Annotated in this window: 15 protein-coding genes and 1 pseudogene; 3 read left to right on the top strand and 13 right to left on the bottom strand. The window is 51.2% G+C overall.

Annotated features, from left to right (window positions below; all coding sequences use genetic code 11):
• Positions 1-85 precede the first annotated feature (85 nt).
• Entirely contained in the window at positions 86-1,522 is a 1,437-nt protein-coding gene (locus ACLU9Q_RS10045) for a recombinase family protein (protein ID WP_296839486.1), read from the top strand.
• A gap of 48 nt (positions 1,523-1,570) precedes the next feature.
• Here ACLU9Q_RS10045 and ACLU9Q_RS10040 read toward each other — a convergent pair.
• The 3 genes and pseudogenes from ACLU9Q_RS10040 to ACLU9Q_RS10030 form a co-directional block, all read right to left on the bottom strand.
• Positions 1,571-1,666: pseudogene (locus tag ACLU9Q_RS10040) on the bottom strand (manganese catalase family protein); the annotation flags it as partial.
• On the bottom strand, positions 1,667-2,134 hold the full coding sequence (locus ACLU9Q_RS10035; protein ID WP_412625159.1) for a spore coat protein CotJB: 468 nt from the start codon (positions 2,132-2,134) through the stop codon (positions 1,667-1,669).
• On the bottom strand, positions 2,134-2,328 hold the full coding sequence (locus tag ACLU9Q_RS10030) for a spore coat associated protein CotJA (RefSeq protein ID WP_412625158.1): 195 nt from the start codon (positions 2,326-2,328) through the stop codon (positions 2,134-2,136). Before ACLU9Q_RS10030 ends, ACLU9Q_RS10035 begins: the two co-directional genes overlap by 1 nt.
• Positions 2,329-2,517: 189 nt before the next feature.
• On the opposite strand from ACLU9Q_RS10030, the gene ACLU9Q_RS10025 reads away from it, so the two are divergent.
• Together ACLU9Q_RS10025 and ACLU9Q_RS10020 are read left to right on the top strand one after the other, a co-directional pair.
• Positions 2,518-3,228 carry a DNA alkylation repair protein gene (locus tag ACLU9Q_RS10025; RefSeq protein WP_412625157.1) on the top strand — a complete coding sequence of 237 codons (711 nt, stop codon included), beginning with the start codon at positions 2,518-2,520 and terminating at the stop codon, positions 3,226-3,228.
• Between the two features lie 22 nt (positions 3,229-3,250).
• Complete coding sequence (locus ACLU9Q_RS10020; protein ID WP_412625156.1) at positions 3,251-3,715, top strand: YhcH/YjgK/YiaL family protein; 465 nt, start codon at positions 3,251-3,253, stop codon at positions 3,713-3,715.
• A 106-nt stretch (positions 3,716-3,821) separates the two neighbouring features.
• On the opposite strand, the gene ACLU9Q_RS10015 is transcribed toward ACLU9Q_RS10020, so the two are convergent.
• The 10 genes from ACLU9Q_RS10015 to nifS form a co-directional block, all read right to left on the bottom strand.
• Positions 3,822-4,562: an amino acid ABC transporter ATP-binding protein gene (locus ACLU9Q_RS10015; protein ID WP_296839472.1), complete on the bottom strand. Its 741-nt coding sequence runs from the start codon at positions 4,560-4,562 to the stop codon at positions 3,822-3,824.
• Positions 4,555-5,355, bottom strand: coding sequence for an amino acid ABC transporter permease (locus tag ACLU9Q_RS10010; protein WP_296839469.1), 801 nt, complete (start codon positions 5,353-5,355; stop codon positions 4,555-4,557). The genes ACLU9Q_RS10015 and ACLU9Q_RS10010 overlap by 8 nt, the downstream gene beginning before the upstream one ends.
• Before the next feature lie 18 nt (positions 5,356-5,373).
• Positions 5,374-6,174 (bottom strand): transporter substrate-binding domain-containing protein, encoded by an 801-nt coding sequence (locus ACLU9Q_RS10005; RefSeq protein WP_296839490.1) that lies wholly within the window; start codon positions 6,172-6,174, stop codon positions 5,374-5,376.
• Between the two features lie 437 nt (positions 6,175-6,611).
• Positions 6,612-7,364 (bottom strand): triose-phosphate isomerase, encoded by a 753-nt coding sequence (tpiA, locus tag ACLU9Q_RS10000; protein ID WP_296839466.1) that lies wholly within the window; start codon positions 7,362-7,364, stop codon positions 6,612-6,614.
• A 221-nt stretch (positions 7,365-7,585) separates the two neighbouring features.
• The gene (locus tag ACLU9Q_RS09995) at positions 7,586-8,809 is read right to left on the bottom strand and encodes a phosphoglycerate kinase (RefSeq protein ID WP_296839463.1); all 1,224 of its coding nucleotides are present in this window, start codon (positions 8,807-8,809) and stop codon (positions 7,586-7,588) included.
• A 100-nt stretch (positions 8,810-8,909) separates the two neighbouring features.
• Complete coding sequence (gene gap, locus ACLU9Q_RS09990; protein ID WP_296839460.1) at positions 8,910-9,923, bottom strand: type I glyceraldehyde-3-phosphate dehydrogenase; 1,014 nt, start codon at positions 9,921-9,923, stop codon at positions 8,910-8,912.
• A gap of 167 nt (positions 9,924-10,090) precedes the next feature.
• On the bottom strand, positions 10,091-10,897 hold the full coding sequence (locus ACLU9Q_RS09985; RefSeq protein ID WP_302592854.1) for a histidinol-phosphatase HisJ family protein: 807 nt from the start codon (positions 10,895-10,897) through the stop codon (positions 10,091-10,093).
• Positions 10,894-11,967, bottom strand: coding sequence for a tRNA 2-thiouridine(34) synthase MnmA (gene mnmA, locus ACLU9Q_RS09980; protein ID WP_302592853.1), 1,074 nt, complete (start codon positions 11,965-11,967; stop codon positions 10,894-10,896). The genes ACLU9Q_RS09985 and mnmA overlap by 4 nt, the downstream gene beginning before the upstream one ends.
• 57 nt (positions 11,968-12,024) lie before the next feature.
• Positions 12,025-12,468, bottom strand: a complete 444-nt coding sequence (gene nifU / locus ACLU9Q_RS09975; protein WP_296835892.1) for a Fe-S cluster assembly scaffold protein NifU — start codon at positions 12,466-12,468, stop codon at positions 12,025-12,027.
• Between the two features lie 28 nt (positions 12,469-12,496).
• Positions 12,497-13,684: a cysteine desulfurase NifS gene (gene nifS, locus ACLU9Q_RS09970; RefSeq protein WP_302592852.1), complete on the bottom strand. Its 1,188-nt coding sequence runs from the start codon at positions 13,682-13,684 to the stop codon at positions 12,497-12,499.
• Positions 13,685-13,691 lie beyond the last annotated feature (7 nt).

The raw sequence follows: 13,691 nt of genomic DNA, 5'->3' as shown, positions 1-13,691 counted from the left end.
AGAAGATTATACCACAATCCTCCGGCACCTGTACAGGTGTATTTTTTGTACTCTTTTTTCATATTTTTTACAGGAGGATGATTTTATGTTGAACAAAAAGACATCCGGTTTGGTTTATGCTGCCTGTTATATACGCGTCTCTACGGGCAAACAGGAAGAATTGTCGCCCGATGCGCAGCGCCGGCTACTACTGGACTACGCCAAATCTCATAATATGTTTGTTTCTCCGGAATATATTTTCACGGAAAATGGCATATCCGGACGCAAAGCAGATAAGCGTCCCGAATTTCAGCGCATGATCGGGTTGGCCAAATCGGAGGAGCACCCGTTTTCTGCTATTCTCGTCTGGAAATTCAGCCGTTTTGCGCGTAATCAGGAAGAATCTATCGTTTACAAATCAATGCTGAAAAAACAGCATAATATTGACGTCATAAGCATTACCGAGCCGTTGATCGAAGGACCCTTCGGCAGTCTGATCGAGCGTATTATTGAGTGGATGGATGAGTACTACTCTATCAATCTGTCCGGGGAAGTTGTACGCGGCATGACGGAAAAAGCAATGCGCGGCGGCTACCAGTCGACTCCCTGCCTTGGATATCGTTCCCCTGGCTACGGACTTCCATTCGAGATTGTCCCGGACGAAGCGCAGATTGTTTCATACATCTTCGACCAGTATGTCAACCATCACCGTGACACGACTTCTATTGCCCGCAGCCTAAATGAACACGGGCAGCTCACAAAGCGCGGCTCATCTTTTGAGAAACGAAATGTCACCTATATTCTGAGGAATCGCTTTTACATAGGCAAACTTATCTGGAAAGATATCGAGCGCGACGGAGTGCATGAAACATTTATCGCCAACGATATTTTCCAGAAAGCAAATGAACGTCTTGACGCCGAATTCTCTCCTCTGAGACGCCGTAATGTGTCCACCTGCCGTCATTGGCTTTCCGGTCTGGTAAAATGCTCCACATGCGGATCTTCGCTCGGCTATAACCATGCGAAATATCCCTTTTTTCAGTGCTGGAAATACGCAAAAGGAATCCATTCCGACAGCTCCGGCATCTCTGAGAAACTATTGGTTTCCGGAGTACTGGAATATTTTGAAAAGCTGTTGAACGGCGCGGAGTTTCAATTCGCCCGATATGCCCCAGCCCCTTCGGAATTTGACGACAGCGTGCTATACCGCAAGGAACTGGAAAAACTGACAGTCCGGGAGCAGCGTGTAAAAGAAGCCTATGAAGCAGGCATTGATTCTTTGGAGGAATACAAAGAAAACAGACAGCGCCTCGCTGCTGAGCGCAAACGGCTGACTGCCCTTCTGGAGCCTGTCCCAGCGCCAGATCACGATACCGATCATGACCGCCAGACCATGCTGGAACGCATACAGACCGTTTATGATATTCTCCGAAATGAGGATGTTGATTATGAAACAAAGGGTGTTTTTATCCGCTCCGTAGTTGAAAAAATTGTCTGGGATAAGAAAAATAATACTTTATCATTCCATCTCTATATGCCTTAAAGCCGCATAAATACAAGCTTTTTCTGGTGTCTATATGTTACTGCAATATGGTCCTCCATACTGGCTCATGATAAACTGCGCCAGCTTTGCATTCGGTGTGGTAATATTAACCGGATACTGCAATCTTTTTTCATAATTCCACATTTAACGGCATCCCCCTTTCGTCATCGGCTCCCATGGCCACGGCTGCATTACCCATTCCCACCGGCAGCTCTCGGTGTCGTTCGTGCAGTCGATCGTCAGCGGTGCAAAGCGTCTCGCATAAACAGCCATCGCCTCCCTGCGTGTTGCGATCATCTCGCGGCTGTATGCGAGCGCTGCGCAGTCGTCCGGGTGCGTATCCAGATAAAGCAGGATATCGTCCACTGCGAAGCTTACCTCATTGATACAGTTTAAAAGCTGCATCTGGCTCATCGTCTCAAAGGGCATCCGACGGCTCTCCATCCGGTAATCCCTGGGGCTGCCTGCCGCCTGGCGATTCTCCGGTGACGACGGGCATGATATCCGGCATCCTTCTCCTGCCTGCCGCGGCATCGGCATCGGCTGCTGGCATTCCCGCGTACAGCTTCGCTGCACCGGCGATGGATTATTGCGCATCATATAGTTGCTCATCAGCGTCCACCTCTCCTTCCGCAGAATGGTTTACACAGCTCCGGGAAAATGGTGCCGGTCTGCAGCGCCCTGCAGAGCGGAAACGTATCACAAAACGCCGGCTGCCACGGCACGTACGCCATCGCGAGCGGCATACCCGCAAGCGCGTCTTTGCAGCGCGGCATATTGGATGATTCGCGTGTTTGACAATTCATATAGACTCCTAATAGCTTCATTCTCTATTAGTTTATGTGATGCGTCAAAAAACGTGTGCCCTCCGCTTGCAGGCGCACGGATTTTATGATATTCTTTTTTTAGATATCAGGAAAAAGCCGGGCTTTTCGCTGTGCCTGCACATCAGCGTACGAAATCCCGATGTAAAAAACAGACAAAGGAGCATACCCATGGATACTCTTGAAAAACGCGTCCAAACCGCCCTGTTTGGGATGCAGGATTTGGAATACAAGGCTTTTCAAAGCCGTCTGATGCCGACCATCGATCCCGACCGGATTATCGGCATCCGCACCCCGCAGCTTCGCAAATTTGCAAAGGAATTTATAAAAACCGGGGATGCGGCGGCATTTCTGGAAATTCTGCCGCACACCTACTACGAGGAAAACAACCTGCACGGCTTTCTGATCGAGAGCATGAAGGATTTCGACCAGACGATCACTGCGCTGGATGCCTTTCTTCCCTATGTAGATAACTGGGCAACCTGCGACCTCATAGCCCCGAAAATATTTAAAAAATATCCGCAGGAGCTTTTTGAAAAAATCAAACAGTGGATCGCCTCCGGTCAGACATACACTATCCGTTTCGGTATCGGGACGCTGATGCGCTTTTATCTGGACGAACAGTTTCAGTCCGAATACCCTGCTCTGGTTGCAGCCGTCCGCTCCGAAGAATATTACGTAAACATGATGATCGCCTGGTACTTCGCCACGGCACTCGCCAAGCAGTACGACGCAATCCTTCCCTATTTTCAGCAGCGGATGCTGGATCCCTGGACGCACAATAAAGCGATCCAGAAAGCGATCGAGAGCTACCGCATCACAGAAGAGCAGAAGGTGTACCTGCGAACACTGAAAGTCAAAAGCCACGCAGGAATAAAATAACCATACAAAGGAGGAACACCCCATGATTTTTTCATCCATCTACACAGCAACCGAGAGTCTCTGCTACCCGAAGGGCATTCAGAAGGCGCTGGATTTTCTGAAGGACCATGATTTCACCGCAATGGAGCCGGGGCGCTTTGAAATCCAGGGCGACGACATTTTCGCTACCCTCATGGACGCAACCACAAAGCCGAAGGAAGAGGTCCGTCCCGAATCCCATAAGGAGTACATTGACGTGCAATATGTCGTTTCCGGTACCGAAAAACTTGGCTTTGTAAATGACACCGGAAAATATCAGCCAATCGAGCACCCGGAAGGCTCTGACGTCTACTTCTACGGCGAGGTAAATAAAGAAAGCTTTGTCATCTCTACACCCGGATGCTTCAGCATCTTCTTCCCGGAAGATATCCACCGCCCCTGTGTCTGTGAGGGACAACCGGAGGAAATCCGCAAGGTTGTTGTAAAAATCCGCGTTACCGCGCTGTAAATTCATCCCATTCTCACATAATGCCCGTTTTCCCTGTCCAGGACAGCGGGCATTTCCTTTATCAGGCTGCTCAAAAAAAGAAATCCGGCTCTCACCGGATCTCTTTTTATGAATTACGGAATCTGCTTAAAAATTCTCTCGTCCTTTCGCTTGTCGGATTCTCAAAGATCTCCGTCGGTGTTCCCTGCTCCTCGATCACACCGTCGGTCATAAAGATCACATTCTTCGACACATCCTTTGCGAACGCCATCTCATGTGTGACGATGATCATCGTCAAGCCCTCTTTTACAAGCTGGCGCATTACCTGCAGCACCTCTCCGACCATCTGCGGATCGAGTGCCGACGTCGGCTCGTCAAACAAAAGCACCTCCGGCTCCATCGCAAGCGCTCTCGCGATCGCCACACGCTGCTTCTGCCCTCCGGAGAGCTGGCGTGGCTTCGCGTTGATATACTCCGCCATTCCCACCTTCTCCAGGTAAAAGATCGCCTTCCGGCGCGCCTCCTCCTTACTCTTTTTCAGGACACGCGTCTGTCCGACCATGCAGTTTCCGAGCACCGTCTTATTGTTGAACAAATTAAAATTCTGGAACACCATGCCGACCTTCGCGCGGTACGCTTCTACATTTACCCCGCGGTCAGTGATATCCTTCCCGTGGTAAAGGATAGCGCCCGTACTGGGGATCTCCAGCATATTAATGCAGCGCAGCAGCGTTGATTTTCCCGAACCGGACGGTCCGATAATGCTGGTAACGTCCTGCGGATGCACGGAAAAATCAATGTCGCGCAGAACCGAGTGGCTGCCAAATTCCTTACCAAGGTGATTTACCTGTATAATCGCTTCACTCATCGCCTGTCCCCCTCTTTTTAAAAGGATACATACCGCTCGTCTGAGTGAGCGTATCCAGATTTGCAAGGTCATAATTGTCCGGTCCGTCCATCTTGTGCTCCGCCCAGCGCAGAATGCGTGAGCAGGTAAACGTCAGCACAAAATAAATGACCATCGCAATCGTGAATGCCTCAAAATAAGTATAGAAGGTTCCCGCAACGCCCTTCGCCGCAAAAAACAGCTCCACCGTGCCAATGATCGAAAGCACGCAGGTATCCTTGATATTGATGATCAGGTTGTTGCCGATCTGCGGCATGATATTGCGCAGCGCCTGCGGCAGGATCACGCTTGTCATCGTCTGAAAATGCGTCATGCCAATCGCCTTCGCGCCCTCCGTCTGCCCCGGATCGATCGAGAGAATACCGCCGCGGACAGTCTCCGCCATATATGCGCCCGTATTGATTGAAACAATAAAGTAAGCGGCAAACCACATCGACATATTGATATGAAAGAGCGACTGCGAGCCATAGTAAATGAACATCGCCTGCACCATCATCGGGGTGCCGCGGAAAATTTCCACGTAGGCGCTCAAAATCACTTTAACAGCCTTCAGAAAAATTCTTTTGGGAAGCGCATCCCGCTTCGTAATCGGAATCGTCTGTACAACGCCCACCGCAAAGCCGATGATACAGCCGATGAACGTGCCGACAAGCGCGATCGCCATCGTCACCCCGGCGCCCCTCAGGAAAGAACCGCCGTAACGCTCCAGTAAAAACAGGATTCTGCCAAAAAAGTCAGCAGGTAAACTGGTCATAATTATCTCCTATCTGTCTTACTGCGCAAGCGGCTGCACCGCGATCGCTTCATCCATCATCTCTGTGAAATCATCCGCCGTCATCTCGCTCAGCACGCTGTCGATCGCTTCCTTCAGCTCCGTGTTGCCCTTCTGCATGGAAATACCGATGTTGATCTCTTCATCGGATACCTCAAAGTCATCGTCCGTGCCCGCAAAATCCAGCATCGTGAAATCCGGATATGCCACGCACGCCGCCATGCCGGTCGGCTGGTCAGTTACTACAATATCACATGCTCCGCTGTTCAGTGCAACCAGCATCTGCGGAACAGATTCGTGCGCCGGAAGGATGTTTGCCTCCTCGATCTGCGGCAGGCACAGGTCATACCAGATCGTATTGATCTGAGAGGTGCAGGTAGCGCCCTTTAAATCCGCAACGCCCTTCGCCTGCGCGTAAGCGTTATCACTCCTTACCAGTGTGACGATCGTCGCAAAATAATACGGCTCGGAAAAATCTACCGACTGCAGACGCTCGGAGGTGATCGACTGTCCCGCGATCACACAGTCAACCGTGCCTGCCTGCACTGCCGGTACCAGGGAATCCCAGTCCAGCTTTACGATCTCCAGATCGTAACCAAGCTCCTCGCAGATATGCTTTGCCATCATAACATCATAGCCATAAGCGTAGTCCGGGCTGCCGGAAATCGGCACCGCGCCGTTGGAATCATCGGACTGCGTCCAGTTGTACGGAGCATAACCGCACTCCATCGCAACCTTGAGCACCTTTTTCTCCTCCGCACCTGCTCCCGTCATCATTCCAAGCGCCAGCGACAGGGACATCGCTGCGCCAAACAGTGTTCTGCATACATTTTTCATCTTCATAATCATCCGCCTCTCTCTTTCCATTTTGTCAAGGAAAAGCGCCAACCGGCACGCCCTCGTGCTTTTTCGCGCTTTATGATTGCTATTATACAAATATCGCCTGGAAAAATCAATGTGCAATCGCCCTTTGCTTAACAGAAAAAAATGGAGTTTATGATGTAAAATCCAAATTATCCGAAGCGCAAAGGGCGTCCTGCCCTGCAATGTTTAGGCGACAGATAAGCACCCTCCTTCAGCGAATATCCCGGTAAAAGCTTCATCACCTACAGGACCTGTCACCGGCAGCTCCCTTCGGGTGCATGGCAGCCGCAAACAAAACGCTATGCATCCGGCAAACCTTCTGCATAGCGTTTTGTTTATAGATATTTGTTTTTGAGGCTTTTTGATGCCCGCGCTTATTTGTTGTAGTTTACGATCTTGCCGAAATCCGGTTTCAGCGCAGCGCCGCCTACCAGACCGCCGTCGATATCCGGCTGTGCAAACAGCTCCGGAGCGGTTGCCGCATTTACAGATCCGCCGTACTGGATGCGGATCGCTTCTGCGGTTGCCTCATCGTAAATTTCAGCGATGCAGTCGCGGATGCCCTTGCAGACTTCCTGAGCCTGCTCGGTAGTTGCAGTCTTACCGGTTCCGATCGCCCAGATCGGCTCGTAAGCGATAACGGCTGTCTTAGCCTGCTCTGCGGTTACGTTTAAGAAGCCAACCTTCACCTGCTGACGGATCCAGTCCATCGTGATGCCCTGCTCTCTCTGCTCCAGAGACTCGCCGCAGCACATGATCGGCGTGATGCCATGCTCGAATGCTTTCAGCATTTTCTTGTTTACAGTCTCGGAGGTCTCTGCGAAATACTCACGTCTCTCAGAGTGACCAAGAACAACGTATTTTACGCCGACATCTGTCAGCATGTTCGGGGAAATCTCGCCCGTATAAGCGCCTTTTTCCTCGAAATACATATTCTCCGCGCCAACCTGGATGTTGGAACCCTTTGCAGCTTCCATAACCGGGATGATGTCGATTGCCGGAACACAGAAAACAACGTCAACCTCGTCGTTTGCTACCAGCGGCTTTAAGGTATTTACAAGTGCTACTGCTTCGCTCGGAGTCATGTTCATTTTCCAGTTTCCGGCGATGATTTTCTTTCTTGCCATGATCGTATTCTCTCCTTAGATAAAATATTCTATATGCCAGACGGGTATGTTCCCTGCAGAAGTTCTGTTCGCTAAATTCGTCTTTCGCCTGCGGCTCAGACTCATTAATCTCACAGAACCGCCTCGCACTAAGTTCAAACTTCGCTTACAGCTCGTTTTCACTAAGTTGCTTTCGGCGTCGTTAAGGTTCGGGAACGGCCTCGCGCTAAGCTGCTTTCGGCCTACTTATCGTCTGCTGCTGCTACGCCCGGAAGCTCTTTTCCTTCGAGGAATTCGAGGGAAGCGCCGCCGCCTGTGGAAATGTGGCTCATCTTGTCGCCGAAGCCAAGCTGGTTGACTGCCGCTGCGGAATCTCCGCCGCCGATGATGGTGGTTGCGTCTGTCTCAGCAAGGGATTTTGCAACTGCGATGGTTCCTTTTGCAAGGATCGGGTTCTCGAATACGCCCATCGGTCCGTTCCATACAACGGTCTTTGCGGATTTTACAGCGTCTGCATAAAGCTCTGCTGTCTTTGTTCCGATATCAAGTCCCATCATATCAGCCGGGATTGCATTGGAGTCTACAACGGATACCTCGATCTCTGCATCGATCGGGTTCGGGAATTCTTTTGCAATGGTGGTATCAACCGGAAGAAGCAGCTTCTTGCCGAGCTTCTCTGCCTTTTCCATCATTTCCCTGCAGTAGTCAAGCTTCTCGTCGTCTACCAGAGAGGTTCCAACCTCGTATCCTTTTGCTTTGAGGAAGGTGTAAGCCATGCCGCCGCCGATGATGAGGGTGTCGCATTTTTCAAGCAGGTTGGAGATAACGTTCAGCTTGTCTGCAACCTTTGCGCCGCCGAGGATCGCTACGAACGGTCTTACCGGGTTTTCTACTGCGTTTCCAAGGAAGTTGATCTCCTTCTGCATCAGATAGCCGACAACATTCTCGCCGCCCTTTTCGGTGATGAATTTGGTTACGCCTGCAACAGAAGCGTGTGCTCTGTGGGAAGAGCCGAATGCGTCGCATACGTAAAGGTCTGCCAGGTCAGCCAGCTCCTTGCTGAATTCCTCGCCGTTCTTTGTCTCTTCTTTTCCGCGGAAACGGGTATTCTGCAGAAGAACCACATCGCCGTCCTTCATCTCGGAAACTGCCTTTGTTGCAGCCTCGCCGGTTACGTTGTAATCAGAAACAAATACAACCTCTTTGCCAAGCTTCTCGGAAAGTCTCTTTGCCACCGGAGCCAGGGATTCTCCCTCATTCGGACCGTTCTTTACCTTGCCAAGGTGAGAGCAGAGGATAACCTTGCCGCCGTCGTTGATCAGCTTCTGGATAGTAGGCAGCGCCGCAACAATACGTGTTTCGTCTGTGATCTCGCCATTTTTCAGCGGTACGTTGAAATCGCATCTAACCAGGACGCGTTTGCCCTTTGCGTTGATATCATCAACAGATTTCTTATTTAATCCCATGATTTAAAAACCTCCATTATTATAGAAACCATTTTTGTTTCATTATGAAACGAGGTCCGGTCCTAAGACCGGACCTCTGATAGGTCTTGATAAAATGCTCTTATGCCAGCTCGCTGAAGTATTTGATCGTGCGAACCATCTGGCTTACGTAAGAGTTCTCGTTGTCATACCAGGAAACAACCTGTACCTGGGATGTGCCGTCTGCCAGATTTACTACCATAGTCTGGGTAGCATCGAACAGAGAACCGAATCTCATACCAACGATATCGCTGGATACGATCTCATCTGTGTTGTAACCGAAGGACTCGGTAGCTGCTGCCTTCATAGCTGCGTTGATACCCTCAACGGTAGCCTGTCCCTTAACAACTGCGTTCAGGATCGTGGTGGAACCTGTCGGGGTCGGAACACGCTGAGCAGCGCCGATGAGCTTGCCATTCAGTTCCGGAATAACCAGACCGATAGCCTTTGCAGCGCCTGTGCTGTTCGGAACGATATTTACCGCACCTGCACGGCTTCTTCTGAGGTCGCCTTTTCTCTGCGGACCATCCAGGATCATCTGGTCGCCTGTGTAAGCGTGGATTGTGCACATGATACCGGATTCGATCGGCATATAGTCATTCAGAGCCTTTGCCATCGGAGCCAGGCAGTTTGTTGTGCAGGAAGCTGCGGAGATAACAGTATCTTCCGCTTTCAGTGTCTCGTGGTTTACATTGTAAACGATAGTCGGAAGGTCGTTTCCAGCCGGAGCAGAAATAACAACCTTGCGAGCGCCAGCTTTGATGTGAGCTTCAGCTTTTGCCTTGGAGGTATAGAAGCCTGTGCACTCCAGAACAACGTCTACTCCAAGCTCGCCCCACGGAAGCTGGGATGCGTCAGCCATAGCGTAGATTTTGATTTCTGTGCCATCAACTGTGATGGAATCTTCACCAGCAGAAACCTTGTCAGCCAGTTCATATTTACCCTGAGAAGAATCATACTTCAGAAGGTGAGCCAGCATCTTCGGGCTTGTCAAATCGTTGATAGCCACTACTTCATAACCTTCAGCACCAAACATCTGTCTGAATGCCAGACGACCGATACGGCCAAAACCATTGATTGCTACTTTTACTGCCATAATCGCAATTCCTCCTAAAAATATAAATGTAATATTTTTGCCTGCGCATACGCACAGAATGTTACCGTTTCCAATGTTTGTTAAAGAAACGTCAACCTTATTAACATTCTACCCAATTTGTCCCAAAAATTCAAGACATATTTTTCATAAACTTAAAAACATATTTTTCATAAACTTAAAAAATATGGTTTTCTTTCGCGGAAAACGGCGTAATAACGGAAGCCGCACTCCAGGAGCAGTTCGCGCACGCGCCCAAACTCCCCGGTGATCCATTCCGGAGCATGCGCGTCCGAGCCGATGGTAACGATCTCGCCGCCCAGCCGCCGGTACGCCTTTACGATATCCATACATGGATTCGGTGCGCACAGTCCTTGCTTATACCCGGCAGAATTGATCTCCAGCCCGACGCCGTGCTCAATAAGCGCTTTTAGTGCTGCATCCAGCACATCCCGGTATTTCTCATAAGAATATTCGCGGTTTTTGTTCGGGCCATAACGCACCACATAATCGAGGTGCCCATACGTATCTACATTGGAGAACGCCGCCAGATTTTTGGGAATCGTCTCGAAATATGTCCGGTATGCCTCTTCCTCCGTGCGCCCCTCATAAAAATCAGCAAAATACGGGTCCTTACCCTCTACCGTGTGGGAGGATCCGATGATAAAATCGAAATCCCAGGCATGAGAATATTCATTCAAAAAATCCGCATACTGCGCCTCCAGCCCCAGCTCGATGCCGAACAGAAGCTCGATCTTTCCGCGGTATTTTTCCTTCAGCTTTAGGAAGCCCTCCCGGTATGCGGCGGTATCCACTTCAAAGGAAACGCCGTTATCCAGCATTCCGTGATCCATATGCTCCGTAAAGCACATCGCGGTCAGCCCAAGCTGCAGCCCTTTTTCTATCATGCTCTCCATCGGCGCTTCCGAATCCGCCGAAAAGCTGCTGTGCAGATGACAATCTGTCAAAATACTCATAAGATGGTTCCCCCTCCAAGCACATTTTCTCCGTCGTAAAAAACAACTGCCTGCCCCGGCGTCGCCGCCCGCTGCGGTTCGTCAAACACGCATTCGATCGTGTCCGCGCCCGTCATGCGGATGACTGCGGGAGCGCCCTTATGATTGTAGCGGATCTTCGCCGTCACGCGCCGCTCCCCGTCGATGCCCGGAACCGCCATAAAATTCAGCCTGTTGGCAGTCAGATGCCGCTTAAACAGCTCCTCATTTTCGCCGACCACCACCTCGTTCGTGTCCGGACGGATTTCCGTCACGAACACGCGGTGCCCCATCGGAAGCTGCAGGCCGCGCCGTTGTCCGATCGTATAATGTGTGATGCCGCGGTGCTGTCCGAGCACCCTGCCGTCCGCCGTCACAAAATTTCCGGCGGGCAGCTTCCTGCCGGTATAATCCTCGATAAAAGCGGCGTAATCGTCGTCCGGCACAAAACAGATTTCCTGGCTGTCCGGCTTGTTTGCCACGCGCAGCCCGATCCTTTCCGCGATCGCACGGATTTCTTCTTTTGTGTACTCTCCTACCGGCATCAGGGTATGCGTAAGCTGCTCCTGCGTGAGATTATAAAGCGCGTAGGTCTGATCCTTCGCGGCGGTTGCCGAACGGCAGATGGTGTACCTTCCGTTCGGAAGCTGCCGGATGCGCGCGTAATGTCCGGTCGCGATGTAGTCCGCACCGATCGACAGACTTCTCTGCAGAAGCGCCTCCCACTTCACATAACGGTTGCAGGCGATGCAGGGATTCGGTGTCCGACCGCACAGATATTCCTCTGCGAAGTAATCCATCACCTTTTCCTTAAATTCTGCCTTGAAATTCATCACATAGTAGGGAATTTCCAGCGTCTGCGCCACGCGCCGCGCATCTTCCACGGCGCTTAGCCCGCAGCAGCCGCCATTCTCCTCCTGCGTCTGCTCTTCCTCATCCTGCCAGATCTGCATTGTCACGCCAACCACGTCGTAGCCCTGCTCCTTCAAAAGCCACGCTGCCACCGACGAATCGACGCCGCCCGACATTCCCACAACCACCTTTTTCTTCATATATAATATCCTGCCTGTCCAATTTTTTTCCGCGGGATACCTGTGGTTCCTGCTGTCTTAATACTCTTCCGCCTCGTCCTCTTCACCCTCGTGGATATCGGATTTCGGCTTCTGCAGACCTTCGATCTTAATGCCATGCTTTTCCGCGTAATCCCAGAGTGCCGCGTGGATCGCTTCCTCGGCGAGCAGAGAACAGTGTACCTTCACAGGCGGAAGCCCGTCCAGCGCCTCCATAACCGCTTTATTCGTTACCTGCAGCGCCTCCTGGATATTTTTGCCCTTTACCAGCTCGGTTGCCATGCTGCTGGTTGCCACAGCAGCGCCGCATCCGAACGTTTTAAATTTTACATCCTGGATAATGCCGTTGTCATCGATATCCAGGTACATGCGCATGATATCGCCGCATTTTGCATTGCCCACGGTTCCCACGCCGCTGGCGTTCTCAATCTCACCCATATTTCTCGGGTTCTGGAAATGATCCATTACTTTTTCACTGTACATTTTTCTTCCTCCTTCATCCGGAACAGGTCTATTTCGCCGCCTGTTTTTTCACAAAATCTTCATATAACGGAGACATGCCGCGCAGTCTCTCGACAATCTTTTTGATCGTATCTACCGTAAAATCAATATCCTCCAGCGTGGTCTCCTCGCTTAACGTCAGACGCAGAGAGCCGTGTGCGATCTCGTGCGGAAGTCCGATCGCAAGCAGCACATGCGACGGATCGAGGCTTCCCGATGTGCACGCAGAGCCGCTGGAGCCACAGATGCCCTCCATATCCAGCATGATCAGCATAGATTCACCCTCGATAAACTGAAAGCTGAAGTTTGCGTTGTTCGGGAGACGATCGTTTCGGTCGCCGTTCAGACGTGTGTAGGGGATTTCCTTCAGCACGCGGTCGATCAGATGGTCGCGCAGCTCGATCTCTTTCGCGGTGCGCTCCGGCATGGAATCCGCTGCGCGCTTTGCCGCTACCCCAAGTCCCACGATACCCGGAATATTCTCCGTACCCGCGCGGCGCTTACGCTCCTGCGCTCCGCCGTGGATAAACGAACGGATCTTCACGCCCTTGCGGATGTAGAGAAAACCGATCCCCTTCGGTCCGTTCAGCTTGTGCCCGCTGGCGCTCAGCATATCAATATGGCACTCATCTACATTGATCGGAAGCTGTCCGAACGCCTGCACCGCGTCCGTATGGAACAGGATGCCATGCTCATGCGCGATCTCGCCGATCTCCTTGATCGGCTGGATGGTTCCGATCTCGTTGTTTGCAAACATCACGGAAATCAGGATGGTAGTCGGACGGATCGCTTTTTTCAACTGGTCTAACTTAATCTTTCCGTTCTCATCCACATCCACATACGTGACTTCAAATCCGTTTTTCTCCAGATACTCGCAGGTATGCAGGATCGCATGATGCTCGATCCTGGAGGTAATGATATGGTTGCCTTTTGCGCGGTACGCCTCCGCCGTTGCCTTCAGCGCCCAGTTATCGGATTCCGAGCCGCCCGCCGTGAAATAAATTTCATTTTCCTGCGCGCCCAGAATATGCGCGATCGTCTCCCGCGCTTCATTCATTGCCTTTTTGCTGTTTCCGCCAAGCTCATAGATGGTAGACGCGTTTCCATAAAACTCTGTGAAATACGGAAGCATCGCCTCCACAACCTCCGGCGCCGTCTTTGTGGTCGCCGCATTATCCAGATAAATTACTTTTTTCATATTCTCC

Source organism: Marvinbryantia sp., from assembly GCF_047017445.1.
Classification (GTDB): Bacteria; Bacillota; Clostridia; order Lachnospirales; family Lachnospiraceae; genus Marvinbryantia.
Note: the sequence above shows the minus strand (reverse complement) of the source record. Positions and strands in the feature narration are given on the sequence as shown.

Excerpts from the sequence above, each read along its gene's own strand:
- ACLU9Q_RS10015 (WP_296839472.1), bottom strand. The coding sequence starts at position 4,562 with ATGAGTGAAGCGATTATACAGGTAAATCACCTTGGTAAGGAATTTGGC.
- tpiA (WP_296839466.1), bottom strand. The coding sequence starts at position 7,364 with ATGGCAAGAAAGAAAATCATCGCCGGAAACTGGAAAATGAACATGACT.
- mnmA (WP_302592853.1), bottom strand. The coding sequence starts at position 11,967 with ATGAAGAAAAAGGTGGTTGTGGGAATGTCGGGCGGCGTCGATTCGTCG.
- ACLU9Q_RS10005 (WP_296839490.1), bottom strand. The coding sequence starts at position 6,174 with ATGTCCCTGTCGCTGGCGCTTGGAATGATGACGGGAGCAGGTGCGGAG.
- ACLU9Q_RS09995 (WP_296839463.1), bottom strand. The coding sequence starts at position 8,809 with ATGGGATTAAATAAGAAATCTGTTGATGATATCAACGCAAAGGGCAAA.
- ACLU9Q_RS10030 (WP_412625158.1), bottom strand. The coding sequence starts at position 2,328 with ATGAATTGTCAAACACGCGAATCATCCAATATGCCGCGCTGCAAAGAC.
- nifS (WP_302592852.1), bottom strand. The coding sequence starts at position 13,684 with ATGAAAAAAGTAATTTATCTGGATAATGCGGCGACCACAAAGACGGCG.
- ACLU9Q_RS10045 (WP_296839486.1), top strand. The coding sequence starts at position 86 with ATGTTGAACAAAAAGACATCCGGTTTGGTTTATGCTGCCTGTTATATA.
- ACLU9Q_RS10035 (WP_412625159.1), bottom strand. The coding sequence starts at position 2,134 with ATGAGCAACTATATGATGCGCAATAATCCATCGCCGGTGCAGCGAAGC.
- ACLU9Q_RS09985 (WP_302592854.1), bottom strand. The coding sequence starts at position 10,897 with ATGAGTATTTTGACAGATTGTCATCTGCACAGCAGCTTTTCGGCGGAT.
- ACLU9Q_RS10025 (WP_412625157.1), top strand. The coding sequence starts at position 2,518 with ATGGATACTCTTGAAAAACGCGTCCAAACCGCCCTGTTTGGGATGCAG.
- ACLU9Q_RS10020 (WP_412625156.1), top strand. The coding sequence starts at position 3,251 with ATGATTTTTTCATCCATCTACACAGCAACCGAGAGTCTCTGCTACCCG.
- ACLU9Q_RS10010 (WP_296839469.1), bottom strand. The coding sequence starts at position 5,355 with ATGACCAGTTTACCTGCTGACTTTTTTGGCAGAATCCTGTTTTTACTG.
- nifU (WP_296835892.1), bottom strand. The coding sequence starts at position 12,468 with ATGTACAGTGAAAAAGTAATGGATCATTTCCAGAACCCGAGAAATATG.
- gap (WP_296839460.1), bottom strand. The coding sequence starts at position 9,923 with ATGGCAGTAAAAGTAGCAATCAATGGTTTTGGCCGTATCGGTCGTCTG.